At 68.4% G+C, this 23429-nt stretch carries 27 protein-coding genes; 11 read left to right on the top strand and 16 right to left on the bottom strand.

All coding sequences use genetic code 11. The features are described from left to right. Positions 1–44 precede the first annotated feature (44 nt). Genes ACFYRU_RS09830 through ACFYRU_RS09820 form a run of 3 tightly spaced genes read left to right on the top strand, consistent with a single transcriptional unit; the run spans position 45 to position 1956 of the window. On the top strand, positions 45–1142 hold the full coding sequence (locus ACFYRU_RS09830) for an alpha/beta hydrolase (protein ID WP_387655351.1): 1098 nt from the start codon (positions 45–47) through the stop codon (positions 1140–1142). After that, positions 1142–1513 (top strand): hypothetical protein, encoded by a 372-nt coding sequence (locus tag ACFYRU_RS09825; protein WP_387655350.1) that lies wholly within the window; start codon positions 1142–1144, stop codon positions 1511–1513. The genes ACFYRU_RS09830 and ACFYRU_RS09825 overlap by 1 nt, the downstream gene beginning before the upstream one ends. 56 nt (positions 1514–1569) lie before the next feature. Next, positions 1570–1956, top strand: coding sequence for a hypothetical protein (locus tag ACFYRU_RS09820; protein ID WP_387655347.1), 387 nt, complete (start codon positions 1570–1572; stop codon positions 1954–1956). Here the strand turns inward: ACFYRU_RS09820 and ACFYRU_RS09815 are convergent. The 4 genes from ACFYRU_RS09815 to ACFYRU_RS09800 are packed head-to-tail and all read right to left on the bottom strand — an operon-like array spanning position 1953 to position 4529. Further along, the gene (locus ACFYRU_RS09815; RefSeq protein ID WP_387655345.1) at positions 1953–2330 is read right to left on the bottom strand and encodes a VOC family protein; all 378 of its coding nucleotides are present in this window, start codon (positions 2328–2330) and stop codon (positions 1953–1955) included. The genes ACFYRU_RS09820 and ACFYRU_RS09815 overlap by 4 nt on opposite strands. Before the next feature lie 9 nt (positions 2331–2339). Next, the gene (locus tag ACFYRU_RS09810) at positions 2340–2939 is read right to left on the bottom strand and encodes a class I SAM-dependent methyltransferase (protein WP_387655342.1); all 600 of its coding nucleotides are present in this window, start codon (positions 2937–2939) and stop codon (positions 2340–2342) included. A 36-nt stretch (positions 2940–2975) separates the two neighbouring features. Beyond that, positions 2976–3824 (bottom strand): fumarylacetoacetate hydrolase family protein, encoded by an 849-nt coding sequence (locus tag ACFYRU_RS09805; protein ID WP_387655339.1) that lies wholly within the window; start codon positions 3822–3824, stop codon positions 2976–2978. A gap of 9 nt (positions 3825–3833) precedes the next feature. Further along, positions 3834–4529, bottom strand: coding sequence for a GntR family transcriptional regulator (locus tag ACFYRU_RS09800; protein ID WP_387655336.1), 696 nt, complete (start codon positions 4527–4529; stop codon positions 3834–3836). A gap of 111 nt (positions 4530–4640) precedes the next feature. Here ACFYRU_RS09800 and ACFYRU_RS09795 point away from each other — a divergent pair, with 111 nt between their 5' ends. Genes ACFYRU_RS09795 through ACFYRU_RS09785 form a run of 3 tightly spaced genes read left to right on the top strand, consistent with a single transcriptional unit; the run spans position 4641 to position 6851 of the window. After that, positions 4641–5726, top strand: a complete 1086-nt coding sequence (locus tag ACFYRU_RS09795; protein WP_387655333.1) for a mandelate racemase/muconate lactonizing enzyme family protein — start codon at positions 4641–4643, stop codon at positions 5724–5726. A 13-nt stretch (positions 5727–5739) separates the two neighbouring features. Further along, positions 5740–6588 (top strand): amidohydrolase family protein, encoded by an 849-nt coding sequence (locus ACFYRU_RS09790; RefSeq protein ID WP_387655331.1) that lies wholly within the window; start codon positions 5740–5742, stop codon positions 6586–6588. Next, positions 6585–6851 carry a hypothetical protein gene (locus tag ACFYRU_RS09785; RefSeq protein WP_387655328.1) on the top strand — a complete coding sequence of 89 codons (267 nt, stop codon included), beginning with the start codon at positions 6585–6587 and terminating at the stop codon, positions 6849–6851. The genes ACFYRU_RS09790 and ACFYRU_RS09785 overlap by 4 nt, the downstream gene beginning before the upstream one ends. A 25-nt stretch (positions 6852–6876) precedes the next feature. Here ACFYRU_RS09785 and ACFYRU_RS09780 read toward each other — a convergent pair whose 3' ends face one another. Genes ACFYRU_RS09780 through ACFYRU_RS09760 form a run of 5 tightly spaced genes read right to left on the bottom strand, consistent with a single transcriptional unit; the run spans position 6877 to position 11759 of the window. After that, the gene (locus tag ACFYRU_RS09780) at positions 6877–8067 is read right to left on the bottom strand and encodes a Fic family protein (RefSeq protein ID WP_387655327.1); all 1191 of its coding nucleotides are present in this window, start codon (positions 8065–8067) and stop codon (positions 6877–6879) included. A gap of 43 nt (positions 8068–8110) precedes the next feature. Further along, positions 8111–9154, bottom strand: a complete 1044-nt coding sequence (locus ACFYRU_RS09775; protein ID WP_387655324.1) for a DNA polymerase IV — start codon at positions 9152–9154, stop codon at positions 8111–8113. Positions 9155–9172: 18 nt separating this feature from the next. Then, entirely contained in the window at positions 9173–9958 is a 786-nt protein-coding gene (locus ACFYRU_RS09770) for an ABC transporter permease (protein ID WP_387655322.1), read from the bottom strand. Beyond that, on the bottom strand, positions 9955–10767 hold the full coding sequence (locus ACFYRU_RS09765) for an ABC transporter permease (RefSeq protein WP_387655319.1): 813 nt from the start codon (positions 10765–10767) through the stop codon (positions 9955–9957). Before ACFYRU_RS09765 ends, ACFYRU_RS09770 begins: the two co-directional genes overlap by 4 nt. Further along, a complete protein-coding gene (locus tag ACFYRU_RS09760) occupies positions 10764–11759 on the bottom strand; it encodes an ATP-binding cassette domain-containing protein (RefSeq protein WP_387655316.1) in 996 nt (331 codons plus the stop codon). Before ACFYRU_RS09760 ends, ACFYRU_RS09765 begins: the two co-directional genes overlap by 4 nt. A 304-nt stretch (positions 11760–12063) precedes the next feature. Between ACFYRU_RS09760 and ACFYRU_RS09755 the strand changes: the two genes are divergently transcribed. Both ACFYRU_RS09755 and ACFYRU_RS09750 read left to right on the top strand, forming a co-directional pair. Then, entirely contained in the window at positions 12064–12903 is an 840-nt protein-coding gene (locus ACFYRU_RS09755) for an alpha/beta fold hydrolase (RefSeq protein ID WP_387655314.1), read from the top strand. Then, complete coding sequence (locus tag ACFYRU_RS09750) at positions 12904–13326, top strand: PaaI family thioesterase (RefSeq protein WP_387655311.1); 423 nt, start codon at positions 12904–12906, stop codon at positions 13324–13326. Here ACFYRU_RS09750 and ACFYRU_RS09745 read toward each other — a convergent pair. Beyond that, positions 13319–15220, bottom strand: coding sequence for a penicillin-binding transpeptidase domain-containing protein (locus ACFYRU_RS09745; RefSeq protein ID WP_387655308.1), 1902 nt, complete (start codon positions 15218–15220; stop codon positions 13319–13321). The genes ACFYRU_RS09750 and ACFYRU_RS09745 overlap by 8 nt on opposite strands. Positions 15221–15442: 222 nt before the next feature. Between ACFYRU_RS09745 and ACFYRU_RS09740 the strand changes: the two genes are divergently transcribed. Continuing rightward, positions 15443–15772 (top strand): L-rhamnose mutarotase, encoded by a 330-nt coding sequence (locus ACFYRU_RS09740; RefSeq protein ID WP_387655306.1) that lies wholly within the window; start codon positions 15443–15445, stop codon positions 15770–15772. Here the strand turns inward: ACFYRU_RS09740 and ACFYRU_RS09735 are convergent. The 5 genes from ACFYRU_RS09735 to ACFYRU_RS09715 form a co-directional block, all read right to left on the bottom strand. Next, positions 15769–16461 carry a pirin family protein gene (locus tag ACFYRU_RS09735; RefSeq protein ID WP_387655304.1) on the bottom strand — a complete coding sequence of 231 codons (693 nt, stop codon included), beginning with the start codon at positions 16459–16461 and terminating at the stop codon, positions 15769–15771. The genes ACFYRU_RS09740 and ACFYRU_RS09735 overlap by 4 nt on opposite strands. A gap of 5 nt (positions 16462–16466) precedes the next feature. Continuing rightward, positions 16467–16973 (bottom strand): DinB family protein, encoded by a 507-nt coding sequence (locus ACFYRU_RS09730; protein ID WP_387655303.1) that lies wholly within the window; start codon positions 16971–16973, stop codon positions 16467–16469. A 76-nt stretch (positions 16974–17049) separates the two neighbouring features. Continuing rightward, positions 17050–18453, bottom strand: coding sequence for a S1C family serine protease (locus ACFYRU_RS09725; protein ID WP_387655300.1), 1404 nt, complete (start codon positions 18451–18453; stop codon positions 17050–17052). Positions 18454–18566: 113 nt separating this feature from the next. Next, positions 18567–20168, bottom strand: a complete 1602-nt coding sequence (locus ACFYRU_RS09720) for a sensor histidine kinase (RefSeq protein ID WP_387655297.1) — start codon at positions 20166–20168, stop codon at positions 18567–18569. Beyond that, positions 20165–20857, bottom strand: a complete 693-nt coding sequence (locus ACFYRU_RS09715; protein ID WP_325036129.1) for a response regulator transcription factor — start codon at positions 20855–20857, stop codon at positions 20165–20167. Before ACFYRU_RS09715 ends, ACFYRU_RS09720 begins: the two co-directional genes overlap by 4 nt. 103 nt (positions 20858–20960) lie before the next feature. Between ACFYRU_RS09715 and ACFYRU_RS09710 the strand changes: the two genes are divergently transcribed. Beyond that, positions 20961–21956 carry an acetamidase/formamidase family protein gene (locus tag ACFYRU_RS09710; protein WP_387655294.1) on the top strand — a complete coding sequence of 332 codons (996 nt, stop codon included), beginning with the start codon at positions 20961–20963 and terminating at the stop codon, positions 21954–21956. Here ACFYRU_RS09710 and ACFYRU_RS09705 read toward each other — a convergent pair. Then, complete coding sequence (locus tag ACFYRU_RS09705) at positions 21934–22818, bottom strand: DMT family transporter (protein ID WP_387655291.1); 885 nt, start codon at positions 22816–22818, stop codon at positions 21934–21936. The two genes, ACFYRU_RS09710 and ACFYRU_RS09705, sit on opposite strands and share 23 nt — an antisense overlap. A gap of 63 nt (positions 22819–22881) precedes the next feature. On the opposite strand from ACFYRU_RS09705, the gene ACFYRU_RS09700 reads away from it, so the two are divergent. Beyond that, the gene (locus tag ACFYRU_RS09700; RefSeq protein WP_387655288.1) at positions 22882–23343 is read left to right on the top strand and encodes an Lrp/AsnC family transcriptional regulator; all 462 of its coding nucleotides are present in this window, start codon (positions 22882–22884) and stop codon (positions 23341–23343) included. Positions 23344–23429 lie beyond the last annotated feature (86 nt).

Genomic DNA, 23429 nt, shown 5'->3' with positions numbered 1-23429 from the left:
CCCGGTCTCACGCCCAGGTGACCGGCTGTCACGGGGAGTCGCGGATGATCGTGTCCGAACAGTTGGCTGCACGGTTCCGCGCGAACCACGAGATACTCGTCGCTGCCCGTGACCGGCTGCAGGCTGCGGTCGATTCCGGTACGGCCGACGCCGACCAGGTGACGCGGCTCGCCACCGTGAAGGAGCTGCTCGAACCGGTCACGTCCACCGAGGTGGATGCCGACGGCAAGGTCATTGAGGTGCAGCGGCCGCGGCAGTTCCTCAAGGTCGACCCGGAGGGCCGGGGCCGCGCCGTCGAGGTCCTCGGCGATCTCGAGCACGCGAAGAACGTCGCCGTACTGGTGCCTGGGATGGGGAACAGCCTCGACACGTTCCGCGGGCAGTCCGACCGCGGCGGCCTGATCCGCGACGAGGCCGGCGCGAACGACACGGCCGTCGTGGTGTGGCTCGACTACGACTCGCCGCAGGGGTTCGTGCAGGCGGCCAGCAAGAAGGCGGCGATCGAGGGCGGGCCGCGGCTCGCGGAGTGCCTGAACGAGATCGACGACCTGAAGGACGAGAACGCCGACGTCACTGTGGTCGCGCACTCGTACGGTACTGACGTCGCGGGCCAGGCAGTGCTCAAGAGCGGTGCGCGTCCGAAGCGGCTGGTGATGACCGGGTCGCCGGGGATCGCGAAGCACATCGACGAGGCCGCGGACTTCGTACAGCCGCCGACCCGCCTGTTCACCGAGCGCGCGCCCGGCGACTACGTGGCGTACTCCGAGTGGCACGGTCCGGACCCGGCGAACTTCCCGGACGCGATCCGGATGGCGACCGCCGATCCGCGCGGCGACGATCCGGTCTCGGTGCACTGGCACAACGAGTACTACCGCCCGAACAGCGAGGCGCTGCGTAACATCGGGCGGGTGGTCGCGGGGCACCTGGAGGACATCACGACGACGGACACCGGGCGCGGGGCGGAGACCGAGCTGGCGTGGGGCGTACCGCTGAACGCCGCGGCACATGTCGCCTCGGTGGCGTACAACGGAGTCAGCGCCGCGTTCGACGGGGTCGCCGCGCTGAACGGTGCGTCGAAGCCGGTGGACCTCACGAAGGCGAGCCGAAGTACCCGTGACAGTCGATCGGGGGTGGAGCGGTGATGAACGAGGACCGAGAGTTCCTGCGGAGCGAGCTGGTGGCGGTGGCCGAGGCCGTCGTACCCGATCAGCGGCCGGTCGTCACGCACGACCCCGGCCCGGTGAATCCCGGCGTACTGTTCGACGGTCGCGGTACGGCCACCGTCTCCCGCGTCACCGTCCAGACCGGCAATCCCAAGGCGCCGGACCCAGCTGTCGAGGTCGAGGCGGCGGCCGACGCGTTCCGCGCCCGCGGATGGACAGCGGACGTATTACCTCCCGAGAACGGTCACTATCGGGTCGCCGCGCGTCGGGACGGGTACGACGTCGCCGTCCACGCCTGGGCGACCGACTGGCGGATAACGCTCACCGGCGAGACCCCGGTCGTTTCCTGACCACGGATGTACGGCGTGTCCTCGCGAGGCTTGGCCGTACGGTGTATCACGGAAGCGTGACCTTGACCGAAGCTCGCAACCACCTCCGCTCGGAACTCCTGGCGGTGGCGGCCGTCGTCGTACCCGGCCAGACGCCGGCGGTGACCCAGGACCCCGGCCCTGTCGATCAGGGCGCCCTGTCGGACGACCGCGGCCCGGAGTCCGTCTGCACGATCACCGTCGAGACCGGCGATCCGACCAGCACCCCGGACCCCGAGGCACAGCTCGGCTTCGCCGCCGAGACGCTCGAGTCCCGCGGCTGGAAGGTCACGATCGCCGAGCCGACCGGCGACCGCCACGAACTCACCGCCCGCCGCCACGGCTACGACCTCACCGTCACTGCCCGAACCACCGACTGGCACCTGACCTTCACCGGCCAGACCCCGTACGTCGACGACCTCTAACTGTTCGCCGCGCGTTCGGATTCGCTGCGGAGGACGCAGAACTCGTTGCCTTCGGGGTCCTGCATGACGACCCAGCCTTTGCCGTCGGGGTCGCGGTGGTCGCGGGCGATGGTGGCGCCGAGGGTGAGCAGCCACTCGACCTCCTCGTCGCGGGTGGTGTTCGGGACCAGGTCGAGGTGGGCGCGGTTCTTCACCACCTTCTCGTCGTTGTTCTGCTCGAACAGGACGGTGATGCCGTCTGCCGGCACCGAGGCGTACGGGTCGCCCGGGGCGTCGTCGTCGGGGCGCTCGGCCTTCAGCACCTGGAGCCAGAAGCCGGCGATTTCGTAAGGGTCGTGGGCATCGAATGTCACCGTCCGCACGCGAGAAGTCATGCGCAGACCCTACTTCTGGAAGAGCAATCGGTCCTCGGGAATTTCGCTCACCTGGTACGGCGTGAGGCCGGCTGCGACGGCGAGCTCGGTCAACGCCGGCCCGGTCCAGCGGTGGACGTAGATGTTCATCGGGTGGCCGCCGTACCCGGAGGTCTTATGGGTCGACTGCTCGCCGACGTGGAACCCCAGCAGCACGAACCCGCCCGGCGCGAGCACCCGGTGGAACTCGGCGAGCGCCTGCGGTACGACCTCGCGCGGCAGGTGGATGATCGACCACCAGGACACCACGGCCGACGCCGAGCCGTCCGGAAGGTCGAGCGCGGTCATCGAGCCGACCCGGAAGTCGAGGCTCGGGTGGTCGCGGCGCGCGACCTCGATCATCCCCGGCGAAAGGTCGATCCCGATCACTGGCAGATCCCGCTCGGCGAGCGACCCGGTGGTCCGGCCCGGTCCGCAGCCGACATCGAGTACGGGCCGCCCGCTGCCGGCGACGAGCTTGGCGAGCAGGTCGAACGCCTCGACCTCCCAGTCGGCGGCGTCCACGATCATCGACGCGTACGAGGCGGCGACGTTGTCGTACGAGGTGCTGATGTCGTCGAGGTAGTCCACCCGGCCGACCCTAGAGCCGGCCGGGGACAGTTTTCGTCAGGCCTTGCCCAGGGACTGCTGCTGCCGGCCGAGGCCCTCGATCTCGAGCTCCATCGTGTCGCCCGGCGACAGGTACGGGAACCGGCCGGACAGCGCGACGCCTTCCGGCGTACCGGTGTTCACGATGTCGCCCGGGCTGAGCACCATGTACTGCGAGAGGTCGCGGATCAGCGCCGCCACCGAGAAGATCATGTCCCGCGTGTTCGAGTCCTGCCGCGGCTCACCGTTCACCCAGGAGCGCAGGTTCAGGTTCGTGGGGTCGACCTCGTCGGCCGGAACCAGCGCCGGACCGAGCGGGTTGAACGTCTCGCAGCACTTGCCCTTCGACCACTGGCCGCCGGACACCTCGAGCTGGAAGGTGCGCTCGGAGACGTCGTTCGAGACCGTGTACGCCGCGACGCAGGCGAGCGCGTCCTCGTCGGTCTCGATGTACCGCGCCTGCTTGCCGATCACGACCGCGAGCTCGACCTCCCAGTCGGTCTTCACCGAGCCGCGCGGGACGAGTACGTCGTCATCCGGGCCGACGACCGTGTTCGGGTGCTTGAAGAACACGATCGGCTGCTTCGGCGGCTCGGAGCCGCCCTCGGCCGCGTGTGCGGCGTAGTTCATCCCGATGCAGACCACCGCGCCGGGGCGCGCGATCGGCGCACCGATCCGCAGTCCTTCGACATCGGCTGCCGGCAGCTCGCCGGCGTCGAGGGCAGCTCGGGTGCGGGCGATGCCGTCGGCGGCGAGGAAGGCACCGTCGATGTCGGCGGTCAGCGGGGTCAGGTCGTGAACGGTGCCGTCGGCGGCGCGCACGTACGGGCGCTCCTCGCCGACTGCGCCGAGGCGGAGCAGTTCCACAGATGTCTCCTAGGACTGGTCGAACATGGGCCGTAGCCGGGCGCGCGAGGACTCGATGTGCGACCGCATCGCCGCGGCCGCCTCCTCCGGGTTGCCCTTGCGGACGGCGGTCACCACTGTCTTGTGCTCTCGCAACGCCTTCGTCGCGATGCCGCCACCGTAGTACAGCCGGAACAGGTGCAGGTGGCAGTGTGTCCGCTGGAAGGACAGTCGGGCGGTCTCGTTACCGGATAGCTCCAGCACCAGGTCGTGGAAGCGCTGGTCGTGCGCGGCCATCGCCCGGTAGCTCTCGTACGACGGACGATCCGGTACGTCGGTGTAGCTGAGCATCTCGGCCTTGAGCCGGGCCAGTTCGTCGTCACCGGCGCGCTCCGCGGCACGGCCGGCGGCCCACGGCTCGATGTGCAGCCGGTACTCGAACAGGTCCTCGAACTCGGCCAGTGTCAGCCGCGACGACACCCGGTACCCGCGCAGGGGCTCCTTGATCACCAGGCCGTCGGACTCCAGCCGGGCCAGCGACTCCCGGATCGGGGTCTGGGAAATGCCCAGCTCGCGGGTCAGCGCATCGATGTTCAACCGGGTCCCCGGCTCGACGACGCTGTCCATGATCAGGCCCTTGACCGTCTCGTAGACATCGTCGCTCAGCACCTGCCGCTGCGGCAGCCGGGCCAGCTGGCCCGCCAGGCCCACATGCGCATCGGTCACGGTCACTCCTCCCGGGAAGCCATCATTCTGCCGCACACTTGACGGCTCCAGTGTGAGGCGGGAACATCGGCTTCGCAATATCCTATAGGATCTCGGGAGGAAAGTGTGAGCATGGCGATCGTCCGGGCCGAGGCGTACCTGGTCGACCTCGAGGTCGAGACCGTCCGGACCGACGCCGTGCAGGCGTTCCTCAAACAGGAAACCGTGTTCGTCCAGCTGACGACGGCGGACGGACTGACCGGCATCGGGTACTCGTACACGATCGGCACCGGCGGCACCGCCGTACTCGCGCTGCTCCGCGACCACCTGCTGCCGCGGCTGACCGGTGCGGACGCGCGCAACGTCGAGGCCCTGTGGTCGGACCTGTTCTGGTCCACGCACGCGACGACCGTCGGCGCGATCACCTCGCTGGCGCTGGCGGCCGTCGACACCGCGCTCTGGGATCTGCGGTGCTTGCGGGCGGGCGAGCCGTTGTGGCGGCTGGCCGGCGGGTACCGGCAACAGGTCCCGTTGTACGACACCGAGGGCGGTTGGTTGCACCTGACAACCGACGAGTTAGTGGCCGGCGCGCTCTCGTCGCAGAAGGCCGGCTGGCCGGGCGTGAAACTCAAGGTCGGGAAACCGCGCGTGCACGAGGACCTGGAGCGGTTGCGCGCGGTACGGGACGCGGTCGGCCCGGCGATGGACATCATGGTCGACGCGAACCAGTCGATGACGTACCCGGAGGCGCGCCGGCGGGCGGCGGCGTTCGAGGCAGTGGACCTGTCCTGGTTCGAGGAGCCGTTGCCGGCCGACGACCTGACCGGGCACGTCCGGCTGGCGGAGTCGACGTCGATCCCGATCGCGGTCGGCGAATCGCTGTACTCGGTCTCGCAGTTCCGCGAGTACGTCGCGGCCGGCGGCGCCGGGATCGTCCAGGTCGACGTGGCCCGGATCGGCGGCATCACCCCGTGGCTGAAGGTTGCGCACCTCGCGGAGACGTTCAACCTCGACGTCTGCCCGCACTTCCTGATGGAGTTGCACGTCAGCCTCACTGCCGCCGTACCGAACGGGCGGTACGTCGAACACATCCCGCAACTCCGGGCGATCACGTCGTCGGAGATGGAGATCGTCGACGGGCACGCGGTCGCGCCGGACGTACCCGGTCTCGGGATCGACTGGAACCAGGACGCCATCGACGACCGCCGGGTCGGATGAGAGGGTACGGCGCATGAGCAGAGTCGACGCACATCACCACGTCTGGGACCTGAGCGTTCGCGAGCAGTCGTGGATGGTCGGGCCGGAGCTCGACCCGATCCGGCGGAACTTCTCGCTGGAAGACCTGGCGCCGCTGGCCACGGCCGCCGACGTCACCGCGACGGTCCTCGTACAGACCGTCGGCCTGGTCGAAGAGACCGTCGAGTTCCTGGAGGCTGCCGCGAGCAACGATCTGGTCGCCGGGGTGGTCGGCTGGGTCGACCTCACGGCTCCCGACGTCGCCGACGCGCTGGCGGCGCTCCAGGCTCGCGCGGACGGCTCGTACCTGAAGGCGATCCGCCACCAGGTCCACGACGAGCCTGACAACGACTGGCTGCTCCGCCCCGACGTACAACGCGGCCTGGCCGCTGTCGCTGACGCCGGTCTCGCGTACGACTTGCTGACGAAGACACCCCACCTGCCCGCGGCAATCCAGACCGCGCGCAACCTGCCCCAGCTGACCTTCGTCGTCGACCACATCTCCAAGCCGGTGATCGGCGAGCCCCTGGACCCCTGGGCCACCCACCTCCGCGACCTGGCCGCCCTCCCCAACGTCACCTGCAAACTCTCCGGCATGGTCACCGAAGCCAACTGGACCACCTGGACCCCCAAGGACCTCCAGCCCTACGCCGACACAGTCCTGGAAGCCTTCGGCCCGACCCGAGTCATGTTCGGCTCCGACTGGCCCGTCTGCCTCCTGGCCGCCACCTACGCCGAAGTAGTAGAAACCGCCGAAACCCTCACGGCAACCCTGACCCCCGCCGACCAGGAATCCGTCTTCACCACCACAGCCACCCGTACCTATAACCTGAGCTCCCCATGAACGAAGAAATCACCGCCGTAGTAGGCCTCGAGCTGTACTCCTTCGACGGCCGCATCCTGGAAATCTTCGGCCCGTACCCCAAGCGCTACCACGTCGCCCACCTGCGCCTGAACCTCAGCGACCCGGACCGCAAAGGCAACCGCAAACTCCAACTGGACACCCCCGGCGTCCGCAGCACCACCACCATCACCGCCAAGCAATGGGCCAGCTCCCCCAACCTCCCCACCCTCCTCCAAGCCGTCCACACAGCCACCAACCAGTAGATGCACGCTGTGCTTGGCTGACCGTTCAGCTGCGGCGGCCGGAGCGGGTGGCGAAGTTGTCGAGGGCGGTGATGACGTCTCGGGCGATCCAGGCGCGGTCGCGTTTGCCGGTGGAGATCTGTTTCAGGATCGAGGCCTCGACGAGTTGGTCGACTGCTCGTCGGGCAGCCGGCTGCGAGACGGCCAGGTGCTCCTGGACATGCGCGACCGTGACCGCCGGCTGGCTGAGCAGGTAGGGGAGCAGGCGTCGCGCGGCGGAGCCCCTCCGCGACGGGAGGGTTCGCTCCCAGTCGGCGTAGATCACAGTGAGGTCCGTGACCAGGTCGCGGCCGTTGCCGACGGCCGCGAACGAGGCGCGGCTGAACTGCGTGATGATCGGTGCGGGATCGCCTTCTCGGTAAGCGCCGAGCGCCGCGAAGTACGCATCCGTGTCAGTGAGCAGGCCGGCGGAGACCGGCACGGTGAGGCGCCTGGTAACGCCGGATCGGCGCAGCATCGCGTGGACCAGCGTCCGGCCGGTGCGACCGTTCCCGTCGTTGAACGGGTGGATCGTCTCGAACTGTGCGTGTGCGAGCGAAAGGTGGGTGAGCACCGGAACGTCGGTTCGCTTGCAGAACTCGACGAGATCGCCCATCAACTCCGGAACACGCTCGGCCCGAGGCGGCACGAACGTCGCCGTATGCGGTGTCGGGCCGCCGCCGATCCAGACCTGACCGTCGCGGAACTGCCCTGGACGCGCATGGTTCTGGTCGTGCATCAAGGCACGATGAGCAGCGAGGATCGAGTCGGTGCTCAGGTCGTCGGCGAGGTCGACCGCCTTCTGCATGGCCTCGACGTTCGCGGCGACCAGCCGGGCGTTCTGGCCTGAGGAAGCGTTCAGGGTGGCGATCGCCAAGGCCTTGGCGCCGGCCGTCACACCTTCGATCTGCGAGGACGACGCCGACTCGGTGCGCAGCAGTACGACGGCCAGTGGTGCCAGTTCGCCGTCGGCTCGCGGCAGCGACGACGCCAGTTCGGCGTCGAACCGGGAGATCTCGATCAGCGCGTCCTCGGCCTCGGCAGCAATCTCGGACGGGATGTCGAAGCCCAGTCCGGCGATCTTCGGAGGGATCGACGCCAGGTACGAGCCTCGCGACCCGGCCCGCTCGCGACGGGACATGGGTCCGTCGGACCCGGCCCACTCGCACCGCTCCCAGCCGACCGAAAGTTCTCGCATGCGACCCACTGTATAACTTTCTTTGAATAAAGTTATATAAGGCTCAGGTCGGGGGGACGAATTCGACGCGGACGCCGATCAGGCGGATGGGGCGGCGGAGGTCGAATTTGTCGAGGAGGGTGAGGGCGGTGGTCGCGATGACCTCGGGGTCTTGGGTGGGTTCGGGGAGTTTGCGGCTTTTGATGGGGGTGTAGAAGGTGGTGAAGCGGAGCTTTACCCAGACGCGTTGGATGGTGCGGCCGTCGGCTACTACCTCGTTGGTTACCTCGATGGCTATGCGGCGGAGTTCGCGTTCGATGTCTGGGCGTTCGGCGAGGTCTGTGTCGAACGTTTCCTCGTGGCTGCGGGAGACGGGTTCGCGGGGGACGTCGGTGACCTGGGTGTCGCCGAGTCCGCGGCCGAGGGCGGCGTACCAGGTGCCCATCTTGGGGCCGAAGCGTTTCTGCAGGGCGTCGACGTCGGCCGCAGCGAGGTCGGCGACGGTGACGATGCCGAGTTCGTTGAGGTTCTTCTCCATCCGACTGCCGATACCCCAGAGGTCCCGGACCGGGCGATGGTCCATCACGGAACGCCAGTTCGCCGCCGTCAGGCGGTAGCTGCCGGTGCGTTCGTCGGCGGCCTTCGCGAAGTTGGTGGCGAGTTTGGCGCGGGTCTTGTTGTCGCCGATGCCGACACAGCAGGTCAGTCCCGTACGGTCGACGACCGCAGCCCGCAACTCGGAGGCCAGCGCCTCCGGGTCCTCGGTTTCGGCGCCGACGAAGCACTCGTCCCAGCCCCATACCTCGACCACCACGGGGAACGTCCGCAGCGTGTCCATCACCTCGGCCGACGCCGCCTCGTACGCGGCCGGGTCCGACGGCAGGAACACCGCGTCGGGACACTTCTTGTACGCCGCCCGCACCGGCATGCCGGAATGTACGCCGTACGCGCGCGCCTCGTACGACGCGGTCGCGACCACCTGCCGGGGCCGGGACGGATCACCGGATCCCCCGACCACGACAGGCAGCCCGCGCAGTTCAGGCCGGCGCCGGATCTCGACGGCCGCGATGAACTGATCCATGTCCACGTGCAGGACCCACCAGCTCATACGTCACAGGTAACCACATCAGCTCGACGCGCTGGCGTACGTGAGCAGCCCGCGCCGCCAGACGAACCGCACCAGCAGTAGCGCGACCGCCGCCAGCCCGACCCCGATCGCGACCGTCGACCACCCGAGATCGCCGGCCAGCGCCCGGATCGGGAACGTCGTCGCGAACGCCACCGGGAACGCGAACGTGAGGAACGTCCGCACGGCCACCGGGAAGAACACCAGCGGGTACCGCCCTGCCTCGACCAGGCTCAGGAACACGAACCCGATCGGGTTCACCGACTGCAGCCAGAACGCCAGGAACGCCATCGCCGACCACACGCACGTCAGCAGCACCAACCCGCAGCAGACCAGCACCAAGGCCTGCACAACCTGCCCCGGCCCGAAGCTGATCCGAGCCTGCACGAGCCCGATCACGAGTACGACGATGCCGCTTGCAACGTTCGTCAGCTCCGCGACGTTGATCCACCGGAACGTCAGGTAGAACTGGCTCGACACCGGCCGCAGCAGGACGCTGTCCAGCTCGCCCTCGGTCAGGTACGTCGTCATCCGGTTCAGGTTCGGCGCGATGAACGTCGCGATCAGCCCGGTGACGATCTGGAACACCCCGACCAGCGCGATCACCTCCGCCCGCGACCATCCGTGTACCTCGGACGTGAACCCGAACAGCAGCAGCGTCGGTACGATCCCCAGCCTGAGCTGCACCAGCCCGACGAGCAACGTGGTCAGGAAGTGCGCCCGGAAATGGGTCTCCCGTACGACGGCCTGCAGGAAGAAGCGCCGCCACAACCTCACGTACCTCATGCGCCCACCGCCGAGTACGCCCGGATCCCGGCCGCCCACACCGCGCGGGCGAGCACGGCGAACACCACGACGTACCCGAGCTGGAAGCCCAACCCCGCCACGATCGAGGGCCCGGTCAACTGCCCCGCAACGATCTCCACCGGGAACGACACCGTGTACCGGAACGGCTGATGGTCGACGAACCCGCGCGACCACGACGGCATCAGCGCCAGCGGTACGACCGCACCGGACAGCACGCTCGCGATGATCACGCGCGCCTGCACCAGCGCGCTGACGTCGTCCATCCAGAACGCCAGCGACGCGATCAGGATGTCGATCGCGAACACCAGTACCGCCCCGAGCACGATGCTGACCGCGAACAGCGCCCACCGCCCCGGCGCGGCCGGAATGCGCATCGAGTCGCGGAAGATCCACCAGACGATCCCGATCATCGGGACCAACGCGAACAGCTTGAGGAACTTCTCCGACAGGTTGTTCGCGACGAACTTCGTCAGCAGCGACGCCGGCCGCACCATCCAGCTGGACAGCTTCCCGAGCCGGATGTCCTGCGCGAGGAACCCGGCCATCCACGACGACGTCGCCATCGTGACGAAGCCGAGCAGGACGAAGTACGTCGTGACGTACTGCTCGTCGACCGGCAGCCGGGCCCCGCTCGCGAGCGCGGTCCGCCAGATCAGCAGCGAGATGATCGGCATGCAGATGTTCGACACCATGAAGATCACCCAGGCTGCGCGGTACACGGACTGCTGCGCGATGTCGGCCGCCGTCATCCGCCGGACGACGCGGAGGTTCCGCCTGAGCGTGCTCATCCGCGCTGCAGGAACAGGTCGCGCAGGATGTCCTCGATGTCGGCGTCCGCGACGTCGAGGTCGACGAGCGGGCCGAGCCGCGTCAGCTGCTCCATCACCAGCCCCGCCTGGTCCCGATCCGCTTCGAGTGTGATCGTCTGGCCGGACGTCTCGACCGCCGTCACACCCTCCAACTGGGAGGCGTCGACAGGACTCGCGTACGTCGCCCGCACCAGCTTGCGCGGTCGCGCCGTACGGACCAGCTCGTCCAGGCCGCCGTCGAACTGGAGCCGGCCGTGGTCGATGATCATCACCCGCGAGCAGAGTGCCTCGATGTCGTCCATGTCGTGGCTGGTGATCAGGATCGTGGTACCGCGCAGCCGGTTGACGTCGGCGAGGAACGAGCGCACGCGGGCCTTCGCGACCACGTCCAGCCCGATCGTCGGCTCGTCCAGGAACAGGATCTCCGGGCCGTGGACGAGCGCCGCCATCAGCTCGAGCTTCATCCGCTCACCGAGCGAGGTCTTGCGGACCTGCACGTTCAGCAGGTGTCCGACGTCGAGGAGATCGGCCAGTTCGCCGACGTTGCGGTCGAACTCCGCGGTCGACAGGCCGTACATGTCCTTGTGCAGCAGGAGGCTCTCCATCGCCGGAACGTCCCACCAGAGCATGGTCTTCTGACCCATCACGAGCGCGATCCGGCGCAGGTACTCGTGCTTGCGGGCCGATGGTGTGTGGCCGAGGACCTGCAGGTCGCCGGAGGTGGTGTAGAGCAGGCCGGAGAGCATCTTCAGCGTGGTCGTCTTGCCGGCGCCGTTCGGGCCGAGCAGTCCGACGACCTCGCCGCGGTCGACCGAGAACGAGATCCGGTCGACCGCGAGCCGGGTCTCGTACTTGCGCCGTACCAGGCTTTTCAGCGCCCCGCCGAGGCCGGCGCGCTGCTGGTGGAAGGTGTAGGTCTTGGTCAGATCATGTGCCGCAATGACAGGCGGAAGGGCGTGAACGGACGTCACGGGAGCAACACCGCTTTCGAAGGAGTCGATTGACTGCAGGACCGGGCAGCGCCACCGCGCAAACGCGCAGAGCGCAGGACTCCACTTCGCCGAACAGGTTCGGCCGGGGGACTCCGAGGTCCGTCCCGGCTGCGCGATCCGCTCCGATCGCGAGGCTTACTAACCCATGTCCAGGCGACGTGTCGACATCGCTCCCTGTGGTCCTTTCGATGCGGCTACCGGAAATCACCGTACGGGGTGACGGAAAGCGTCGTCCAGCCAGTTTCCACTCGTAGATATGCATCTCATATAATATGGTTCTCATATGAATGAGATCAGGCTGTCGTCCGGAACCCTGCAGTACGTCGACAGTGGCACCGGCGGACCCACCGTCGTACTGCTGCACGGACTGCTGATGGATGCGTCGCTCTGGGACGGCGTGATCGCCGACCTCGCAGCCGACCATCGATGCATCGCCCCGACCTTGCCGTTCGGGGCGCACCAGCAGCCGCTGGACCCCGGTGCCGACCTGTCCCTGCCCGGGATCGCCAGGCTGGTCGTCGAGTTCCTCGACCGGCTCGAGCTGGAGGACGTCGTACTGGTCGGGAACGACACCGGCGGCGCGCTTGTGCAACTTTTCCTGCGCGACGGCTCGAAGCGAGTGGCTCGGGCGGTACTGGCGTCGTGCGAGGCGTTCGACAACCTGCCACCTGGTCTCACCGGGAAGACGCTCGCGCTGTCGGGCAAGCTGTCGCCTGGGCTGTTCGGTGCGTTCATGCAGCAGTTGCGGATCCGCGCCGTCCGCCGGTCGCCGCTCGCTTTCGGGACGCTGACGAAGCGCGGCGACGCGGTCGCTGCCCGGTGGATCAAGCCGGTTCTCGAGCGAGCCGAGATCCGCGCTGAGACCGTACGGATGCTGCGGGCGGTGTTCGCGGACCGCGGGCTGCTCGAGGAGACCGCGCCGCAACTCGCGCGCTTCGAGCAGCCGGCTCTCGTGGTCTGGGCCGCCGACGATCGCGTGATGCCCGTTGCGCACGGCCGCCGGCTCGCCGAGCTTCTGCCACAATCGCGGTTCGAGCTGATCGAGGACAGCTACACGCCGATGCCGCTGGATCAGCCGGAGCGGTTCGCCCAGCTGATCCGGCAGTTCGCATATCGTGCCTAGGTGGTCGACTTGACGTTGGCGGTGGCTCAGGAGTTGTTGGCGGCGCAGCCGTTCAGTGTGTTGCTAGGGGCGCGGGTGACGGCGTTCGGGGATGGTGGGGCGACGTTGGAGCTCGACATCCGTCCGGATCTCCTGCAGCAGAACGGGTTTCTGCACGGGGGAGTGTTGAGTTACGCGGCCGACAATGCGCTGACGTTCGCGGGCGGTACGGCGCTGGGGCCGAGTGTGCTGACCGGTGGGTTCACGATCAACTACCTCCACCCGGCGCAGGGCAACGTACTACGGGCCGTCGCCACAGTCGCACACGCAACGTCCCGTCAGGCCACCTGCACCTGTGAACTACGGACGGTAGACGGCGACACCGAAACCCTATGCGCCTTAGCCCAGGGCACGGTGATCGCCGTCAGACCGTCAGCTACTTGAAGCTGGAGAGGAAGGTCTTCAGGAGGGGGCCGGCTGTGTGTGAACCGGATTCGCCGCCCTCGACGATGACCGCGAACGCGACGTCGCCGCGGTAGCCGGCCATCCATGCGTTCGTGGTGACCTTGCCGCCGACAACGACCTCGGCCGTACCGGTCTTCGCAGCCACCGCGCCGTTGCCCGCCAGGACCTTCGCCGTACCACCGGTCACCGTCGTCCGCATGAACGTCCGCAGCGCCGCGACAGTTGCCGCGGGCAACGGAGATGCCGCCGCGCCGGCCGCGTCCTTGCCTGGTACCAGCACGGGCTTCATCGCCGTACCGTGATCCACCGTCGCCGCGACCAGCGAGATCGCCAGCGGGCTGGCGGTGACAGTACCCTGACCGATCATCGACGCGGCCTCCTCGACGTCGTCCTTCGGCGCCGGCACCTGACCGCCGTACGCGGACAGCGACAGCCCGAGGTCGCGCCCGATGCCGAACATCGCCGCCGCCTTGGTCATCCCGTCCTTCGGCAGCCTCGCGTGCTGCGAGATGAACGCGGTGTTGCAGGACTTGTTGAACGCCATCTGCATCGTGCCGTTGCCGTACGCCGCCAGCGCGTCGTAGTTCTTGAACGTCTTGCCGAACACGTTGATCGTGTCGGTGCACGGCAGCGGTGTCGCGGGGGTCAGTCCACTGCCGAGCAGTGCCGCCGAGGTGACGATCTTGAACGTCGAACCCGGCGCGTACCTGCCCTGGAAAGCGCGGTTGTAGCTCGTCGGCTCCGGACCGTTCGCCGCGGCGAGGATCTGACCGGTAGAGGCCTGTACGGCGACCAGCGACGCGGGCAGCTTGCTCGCCGCCAGCGCGGCCTCGGCGGCCTTCTGCATGTTGGTGTCGAGGGTCGTCTTCACCGGCTGGCCGGCGGTGCCCTTCTGTGTGAAGACCGTCTTGATCGTCAGCTTGGTCTTGCCGTCCCGCAGCGTGACCGTGCCGCCCGGCGTACCGGCGAGCTGCTGCTGGAACGCGTACTGCAAACCAGTCGTGCCGACCTGGTCCTGCGCCGACGCCGTCGGGCCGGCGTTCTTCAGCGTGTCCGCGGTCGCGGTCTTCATGGTGCCGAGGAGCGACTTCGCGAACGTCGCGGTCGGCGGCAGCGACTGCGTACCGCCCATCGTCAGTACGCCCGGCAACGCCTGCATCTTCGGCCGCAGCGCCTCCCACTCCTCGGCGCGGATCGTGATCGCGTCGACGAACTGCCCGGCCGGTGCCGCCTTCGCCCGTGCGGCCAGCTTCGCACCGTCGACCTGCAGGTACTTCGTGAACGCCGCGTAGGTCGCGGCGGTCGCCTTGGTACCGGACGCGACGCCGACGATCACGACCTGCCGGTTGGCGGTCAGCGCGACGCCGTTGCGGTCCAGGATCGAGGCCCGGGCCGGCAGCGCGCGAACCCGCTTCAGGTAGTTGTTGTCGCCGAGCCCCGGGTAGATCGTGTCGCCGGAAGCCTTGATCTTCCAGGTGTCACCGGTCTTCACGGCGGTCGCCGTACTGGTCCACTTCATCGTGCCGATACCGCGCAACTGTGCCTCGACCGCGAGGTCCTGGGTGCAGTTGCTGCCGTCGGAGCACTTCGGGTTGTCCTGCGGGGTGACCGTGACGGTGCTCGCGACCAGCGCGGTGTCGACGTCGTCCAGGCGCTTCGCGAACACGGTCGGGTTGTCGGTGAGCGCCCCGGCCGCGTCGGGCTTGCCGTTCGGCGCCCAGGCAGCCACCCAGGCGTCGGCGAACTGCTTGATGACCGCGCCGGACGCCTTCTGCTCGTCGTTCCCGGACTTTCCGCCGCCGGACTTGCTGTCCGAACAACCAGCGGTGATCAGCAGACTACTCAGGCAGACGATCGCAGTGGTTCGCTTCACGTTCCCAACTCTCGCACGACGACGGATGGACACGGGGGCACGGGCTTCGGCGTGTGGCTACCTCTCGGAAGCTACTCAACCTACCCAAGTACGACGCCCGGACCCGCTCGGGAGTTGGCCGCAGAGGCTGCGTGAATCGGAGGCAAGACGTCGGGTGAATTGGTCTGCCGCAATCTGGAACCGCGTTCCACGCCCGCCGTCGGCGGCGTATTCTGCTCGGTTGTGACCCGCCTTGCGCTGCACAGCCGCCTGATCCCCGGGACCGAAGAGGCCTACGAGTCCGAGCACGCCCGCGTCTGGCCGGAACTGATCGCGGTGATGCGTACCGCCGGGATCAGCGACTGGTCGATCTGGCGCAGCGGCCGGGACCTGTTCCACCTGGTCGAGGCCGACGACTTCGAGGCCGCGGTCGCGTACCTGCGCGACAACCCGACCGACCAGCGCTGGCAACAACACATGAGCCAGTTCGTCGAAGGCTTCGCCCAAAACCCCGAAGGCATCGCCGGCCAGTCCCTACGCCACGTCTGGACGATGAGCGAGCAGACCGACTAGTACATCTCCCAAACGAGCACCTCGGCACCACCGGGTCCGGCTGTGAGTACTCCGCCGGCGTCGGTCAGCCGTACGGCGTCCGCTTGACCGAGGTCGGCACCGTCGAGGGTGGCAGTACCGGTCGCGACGAACAGATGTACGTACGGCGCTGCCGGCAGCGTGATCGCACCACCCGGAGCCAGTCGCGCGACGGACATCCCGGCTGACGGCTGGTTGATCCGGATCGCGGTCGACGTCGCGTGCTTCTCGAGACCGGACGCCACCGGGACAAGCTCTCCCGTGGACAGGTCGAGGTCGGCTTGTTCGTACGACGGGGGCAGGTCGAACCGGTCTGGGCGGACCCACATCTGTACGTAGTGCACCGGGTCGGCGCCGTCGTTCCATTCCGAGTGCCGGATGCCGGATCCGGCCGACATCCGCTGGGCCAGCCCCGGATGCACGGAGCCGCTGTTGCCCTGCGAATCCCGGTGCGCCAGCGCCCCCTGCAGCACCCACGTCACGATCTCCAGGTCCTGATGCGGATGCGTCCCGAACCCCATGCCCGGGGCAACGGTCTCGTCGTTGTGCGCCACCAGGAACCCGAACCCGACGTTCGCCGGATCGTAGTGCTCCCCGAACGAGAACGAATGCCGCGAGTCCAACCACTCACTCGCCGTCCGGAACCGCGCGTCCGCCCGATGGATCTCCACAAGCTCTAGTAATACCCGGTCTCACCGTCGAGCAGTTCGCGCATGGTGTCCAGGTGTCCGAGGTGCCGTCCGGTCTCCTCGACCAGATGGATCAGGATCCAGCGCAGCGACGGCTGGAACTCCGGGTCCTTCGCGACGTCGTCCAGGGCGTGGGCCGCAGTGATCTCGTTCGATTGCGCCCACTGCGCGTCGTACTCGTCCAGGAGTTGCCCCAGCGGTACGCCGTCCACCAGCCAGTCGGAGCTCTTCGGATCCTCGCGGAAGGCCGGATTGCTCTCCTGGGGCTCGCCCAGGAAGATCACGTTGAGCCAGAGGTGCTCGTCCCAGCGCAGATGCGACACCAGCCCGGCCGGCGTCATCAACGGCGACGTCGGAAACACGGCGCGGTGCTCGTCTGCCTCCGCGAGCCCCTCCAACTTCCGGCGTACCAGCGCCCGCTGCAGGTCCAGCCACCCCACCAACTGCACGCGCTCGTCCGCCGTCAGCGGCGGCCGCTTCTCGTAGAAGTTCATGCCGGGACCGTAACCAAGAAACGGACTGCGCCGCTCGGTGGGCGGCGCAGTCCGGTCTATGGGGTGAGACGCTCGGTCAGCCGGTTGGGTTCCCGTTGTCGGAGCCGAGGGTGGCGGTGATGGTCTGTTGCTTGCCGTTGCGGGTGATGCTGAGCTTGACCTGATCGCCCGGGCGGTGCGAGCGGACTGCGGCGACCAACGCGTCCCCTGACGCGATCGCCTTGCCGTCCACAGCGGTGACCACATCACCAGACTGCAGACCGGCCTTGTCCGCCGCACCGCCGGACGTGACCTCGCCGAGGCGTGCTCCGTTCGTGAGCCCGTCGGAGGACTGCGCGTCACCGACCGTCACACCGAGCCGCGCATGCGTGGCCTTGCCCTTGGCCACCAGCTCGTCGATGATCGGTTTGGCCTGGTCGATCGGGATCGCGAAGCCCAGGCCGATGTTCCCGCCCTCGGATTGTCCCGATCCGCCGGCGGTCTTGATCGCGCTGTTGATACCGACCACCTGGCCGGCGAGGTCGATCAGGGCGCCGCCGGAGTTACCCGGGTTGATCGCGGCGTCCGTCTGGATAGCTGGAAATACCGTCGTACTGTCCTGCTGCTCGTCGCCGGACGTCACCGGGCGGTTCAGCGCCGAGACGATCCCGCTGGTCACGGTCGCCTCCAGGCCGAACGGCGAACCGATCGCGACCACGCCCTGCCCGACCGCGAGCTTGCCGCTCTGGCCGAGGGTGGCCGGTGTCAGGTTGGTCGCGTCCGCGTGGATGACCGCGAGGTCGGTGAGCGGGTCGGTGCCCTTGACCGTGGCCGGTACCGTACGGCCGTCGTTCAGTACGACACTCAGCGTCGCGCCCTGCCCCGCGCCGGAGACCACGTGGTTGTTCGTGACGATCAGGCCGTCCTTGCTGATCACGATGCCCGACCCGGTCGCTTGCCCCTGGCTGGTCGCGACCGCGATCTTCACCACGCTCGGCAGGACCTTCGCGGCTGCGCTCTGCACCGACCCGTCGGGCGCCGACGCAGGAGCGGCCTGGTTGCCGTTCAGCGGCGCGGTCACCGACGGGGTGTTCGTACTGTGGTCGTTGCTGGCCGAGTACACGGCCGCGCCACCGACGCCGCCTGCCGTACCGACCAGCAGCGCAGTGAGCGCCACCGCGGCCAGTCCCAGGCGGCGCTTCGGCTTCGGAGCGGTTGCAGTGGTCTGCTGTGGTCCAAGTGGCCAGTTCGGGGCTGGAGACGCCCCCTGATGCGTCCCCGGCGCCCCGAACTGTGGGTAAGTGCCCCCGCCTGCGGGGTACTGGCCCGGCCGCTGCCCCTGCGGCCCCGAGTCCAGCCGCGGCTGCCCGCCTTGCGGCGCGTACTGCTGCTGCTGATGCTGCCCGTACACCGGCAGCTGCTGCGTCCGCTCCGGCCCTTGCGGTCCCTGTGCATTCTGGCCGGGTTGCGGCTGCGGCTGCTGCGGCTGGTTCTCGGTCATGGCCTGTACTTTGTCGGCCGCACCTGAAAGGCGCCTGAAGATCCCCTCGGAGCAGCCGAAGAACTCCGTGAAGATCCTCTGAAGGACCTGTCAGGTCGCTGTCAGCGCTGGTGTCAGCGAGTCTGCGTCGCGGCGTGGGGGAGCCACAGGGTGAACTGCGCGCCGGCGCCTGGGGCGTTGCGGGCGTAGATCATGCCGCCGTGCTGCTCTGCCGCGTGCTTGACGATGGCCAGGCCAAGACCTGAGCCCGGCCGGCTGCGGGCTTCGCTGGAGCGGTAGAAGCGGTCGAACACGTGGGGCAGGTCCGCCTCGGCGATGCCGGGACCGGAGTCGGTCACCGTCAGTACGCCGTCCTGCAGGCGTACGGTGACGTGGCCGACGGGCTGTCCGTCGGCGCGCTGCTCCGCGCCCTCCGGGACGCTGTACTTCGCAGCGTTGTCGAGCAGGTTCATCACCGCTCGTCCGAGCAGGCGCTCGTCACCCCAGACCGGGAACGGCGTCAGCTGCACGTGCCACTCCAGCCCGGGCGCGCGTCGCCGTACCTTGATGACCGCGTCCTCGACCACGTTGGACAGCTCGATCAGCTCCGCGTTGCGCACCTGGGGTGTGTCGCGGGCCAGCTCGGTCAGGTCGCCGATCAGCTGGGTCAACTCGTCCATCTGGGCGCGTACGTCGTCGAGCAGCTGCTGCCGGTCCTCCGGGCGGAGGCCGCCCCGCTTGTCCGCCTGGGCGAGCAGGTCGAGGTTGGTCCGGACGCTGGTGAGCGGCGTACGCAGCTCGTGTCCCGCGTCGCCGACGAGCCGGCGCTGCCGGTCCCGCGACTGCGCGAGCGCACCGAGCATCGCGTTGAACGCGACCGCCAGCCGGGAGATCTCGTCCGTACCGCCGACCGGGATCGGCTTCAGGTCCTCGGTCGCGGCCACATGCTCGGCCGCCCCGGTCAACCGCGCCAACGGCCGCAACCCGGATCGCGCCACCGCGTTCCCGGCGAGCGCGGCCCCGATCACCCCGATCAGCCCAAACGCCCACAACACGATCCCGAGGTTGTGCAACGTCTGATCGATAGGCCCCAACGACTGCGCAACCACCAAGGCGCCTGGCTGGAGGAAGTCGGAGTTGCTTTCGCACTGATCACTCCAGCCGACCGGACAGAACCGAGCTGGTACAGCGACCACCCGGAAATGGGATCCGCCGTTGCGCACACCGACGGTCCGCAGGCTCACCACGCTGTCCTGGGAGCGGGCTACTTGGAGCTCATCGGTGCCCATCGGCGGCAGCGGACTGTTTGTCGGCGCAAACGACTGCCCGTTCGCGGCGAGCACCGCGACCCTGATATCGCTCAGGCCGAGGGCGTCGGCGGACGCCTTCTGCAGGTTGGTGAGGTTGGTCAGGACGCCCTTCTGCGAGGCCTGGATCGCGCGCTGGGACAAGCTGTTGTCGAGGTTTTGGTACATCTGTTGGCGTACGGTGACGTACGCCGCGATGCTGACGATCGCCACCGCGAGTCCGACGGCGACCGCCGCGAGCAGCGTCACGCGGGCGTGCAGGCTCAGCTTGTGGAGGGTCTCGTTCCACCAGTTCTGGGTCCGGGCAGCCGTCGCCGCCACGCGGCTGCCGTTGCCGTTGGCAACAGGCTGCGCCGGTGGGGGTGATTGTTGCGGTCGCGGCGGCTCACCGGTGTACGACGGGAACTCCTGCGGGTGTTGCTGGCTCACGGTGGGGTGTCTCTCAGCACGTAGCCGATGCCGCGAACGGTGTGGATCAGCCGCGGCAGACCGTTCACCTCAGTCTTGCGGCGCAGGTACCCGATGTAGACCTCGAGCGAGTTGGCGGTGGTGGGGAAGTCGTACCCCCAGACCGCATCCAGGATGACCGCGCGCTCGAGGACCCGGCGCGGGTTGCGGATCAGCAGCTCGAGCAGCGAGAACTCGGTACGCGTCAACTGGATCGCGACGTCGCCGCGGTGAACCTCGTGCGCGTCGACGTCGACCACGAGATCGCCGTACTGGAGCACCTCGCCGCGCTGGCCACCCTCACCGGGGGCCGTGCTCCGGCGCAGCAGCGCGCGCAGCCGGGCGAGCAGTTCCTCGAGCGCGAACGGCTTGGTCAGGTAGTCGTCGCCGCCGGCGTCCAGGCCGTCCACCCGGTCCGCGACCGCGTCGCGCGCGGTCAGCACCAGGATCGGCACATTGTTGCCCGCGGCCCGCAACGCCTTGGTGGTCTCGAGACCGTCCAGGCGCGGCATCATCACGTCCATCACCACGACGTCCGGCTCGACGTTGCCGATCACCGCGAGCGCCTCGGCGCCGTCGGACGCGGTTACCACCTCGAAGTCGTTGAACTCCAGCGAACGGCGCAGCGAGTCCCGGACCGCCCGGTCGTCGTCCACCACCAGTACCCGCATCTGTAGTCCCCGCTCCGCTAGAAGTTCCGCCACGAGAGTAAGTCGCTTCTGTGAGAATCCCCTGAGAACCCGCTGATCGTCCAATTCACATAACTTGTCAGGCGTGGACATCATCGAATTCACCCCTGAGCCCGCTGACTTCGCCTGGACGTTTGGTGGGAGGCCGCCGGTGCGGCGGGTCAGGCCGGGTACTGCGTTGCGCCTGTGGACGGAGGATGCGTTCGCGGGGAGTCTGCGCAGTACGACGGACCTCGCGAGCGCGTCGCTGAACATGCCGTTCGTGAACCCGCAGACCGGTCCGTTCTACGTCGAGGGTGCCGAGCCCGGGGACACCCTGGTACTGCACTTCGTCGAACTGACGCCCGCGCGGAGCTGGGGCGCTTCCGCGACCATCCCGTTCTTCGGCGGTCTGACCAGCACGGACCGGACCGCGACGCTGCAGGACCCGCTCCCGGAGCGGACCTGGATCTACGAGGTGGACACCGCCCGTCAGACCGTCGGCTTCCAGGCGCAGGGCAGTGAGCTGGAGGTAGCGCTGCCACTGGAGCCCATGCTCGGCACAGTCGGTGTAGCGCCCGCCGCAGGCGAGGTCCGGTCCGCGCTGGTCCCGGACACGTTCGGCGGGAACATGGACACGCCTGAGATGCGCGCCGGCACCACCTGCTACCTACGGGTGAACGTAGAGGGCGCTCTGTTCTCCGTAGGTGACGGCCACTACCGCCAGGGCGAGGGCGAGTCCTGCGGCACGGCCGTAGAGGGCGCTATGAACGTCGTACTCGTAGTCGAGCTCTTGAAGACCCCCGGCCCGGTCTGGCCTCGGCTGGAGTCCGACGAGTACCTGTCCGTGGTCGGCTCGAGCCGTCCGCTCGAAGACGCGTGGCGGGCGGGCCAGGTGGACATGGTGCATTGGCTGGGTGACCTGTACGGCCTGGACAAGCTGGACGCGTACCAGCTGCTCAGCCAGGTCAGTGAGGTCCCACTGGCCAACGTGGTCGACGCCAACTACAGCGTGGTCACCAAGATCCCGAAGCGCCTGCTCCCACAGGTCACGGCGTACGACGGCATCCACCAGCAGCTCAGGCAGATCTCCTTGAGATAGCCACGCCCGCCAGGCACAGCGCTCCGCCGCCGAGCGCCAGCAGTGTAGGAGTCTCACCAAGAAGCAGCCAGGCCAACAGGATCGCCACGACCGGTACGGCGTACACGGTGATGCCCATGCGACCAGCACTGGTACGGCGGAGTGCAAAGGCCCACGTGGTGAACCCCAGGGCGGTGGGGAACGCGGCCAGGTACACGATCCACCAGATGGTCGCTGCGTCGGCCGCCCGAACGTCACTGATCAGTGCGGGCGTGAACGGGAGGCAGACGACCGCACCGATCGTGCAGGCGAGCCACGTGACCTCTGCGGCCGGCAGACGGCTCAAGAGCGGCTTCTGAGTGACCACGCCGACGGCGTACGAGATCGCGGCGACCACGCACAGTACGACGCCCCACGTCTCGGCCCGGCCGTTCGAGGTCGACGTACCGATCACGACGATGCCCGCGAACGCGACCAGTCCGCCGAGGATCAGTTGCCGCGGGAACCCTTCGCCCAGACCGATCCCGGCGAGTACGGCGATCAGCAGCGGGGCGATGTGGACGAGCATGGCGGCCGTACCGGCGTCGAGGCGGCGCTCGGCCTCGTTCAGCGCGAGGTTGTAGACACCGAACCACAGCACGCCACAGGCGATCAACGGCAGCCAGTCCCGTCCCTTGGGCCAGTGGCGGCGCGGTCGCTTGAGCAGGAGTGCGCCGAGGAGGATGCTGCCCAGCCCGAGTCGCGCCAGCGAGAGGGCGCCGGCGGAGATCTCGGTGCCGACGTGCCGGATGGCGACGAACGACGAGGCCCACAGGACGACGGTGATCGCGGCGGCGCCGGCCGCCAGTCCGCGCCGGGCCGGGGCTTCGGTTGAGGTTGTCACGCCTACTACGGTAGGAACAGATGTCGCGCAGATCTATGGCAGTTCGGAGCCCAGGAGGCCATTTTGCTTACCGAAACGAGAAGTCAGCTGCTGGATGAGCTCAATACCCGGATTCTCGAGGAGCTCGCCGCGGACCCCCGGCTGCGGACCACCGAGCTGGCCCGGCGGCTCGGGGTGTCGACGCCGACGGTCCGGGAGCGGGTCGCGCGGCTGGAGGAGTCCGGCGTGATCCGCGGGTACCGTCTCGACGTCGACCCGGCCGCGCTCGGCCGGCCGGTCGCGGCCTGGGTCCGGCTGCGGCCCGGGCCGAACCAGATCCCGAAGATCGTCGCGCTCGCCGAACGCACCCCGGAGGTCGTCGAGTGCCACCGGATCTCCGGCGAGGACTGCTTCCTGATCCGCGTCCAGGTCGCCGAGATCGCCGCCTTGGAAACCGTCCTCGACAACTTCCAGGCCCACGGCCAGACCACGAGCTCGTTCGTCGTCTCGACCCCGGTCCCGCCCCGATCGGTCCCGCTGGGGTAGTGGCGGACCGCCAGGCCATCACAATCGCACCGCACCCGACCGCGCCCGCGTAGTTCACCTTGGAGCTGGCGATTGTGATGGCGTGG

The organism is Kribbella sp. NPDC004536 (assembly GCF_042873835.1).
In the GTDB taxonomy this organism is placed as follows: domain Bacteria; phylum Actinomycetota; class Actinomycetes; order Propionibacteriales; family Kribbellaceae; genus Kribbella.
This window is presented reverse-complemented; position numbering and strand designations above follow the sequence as displayed.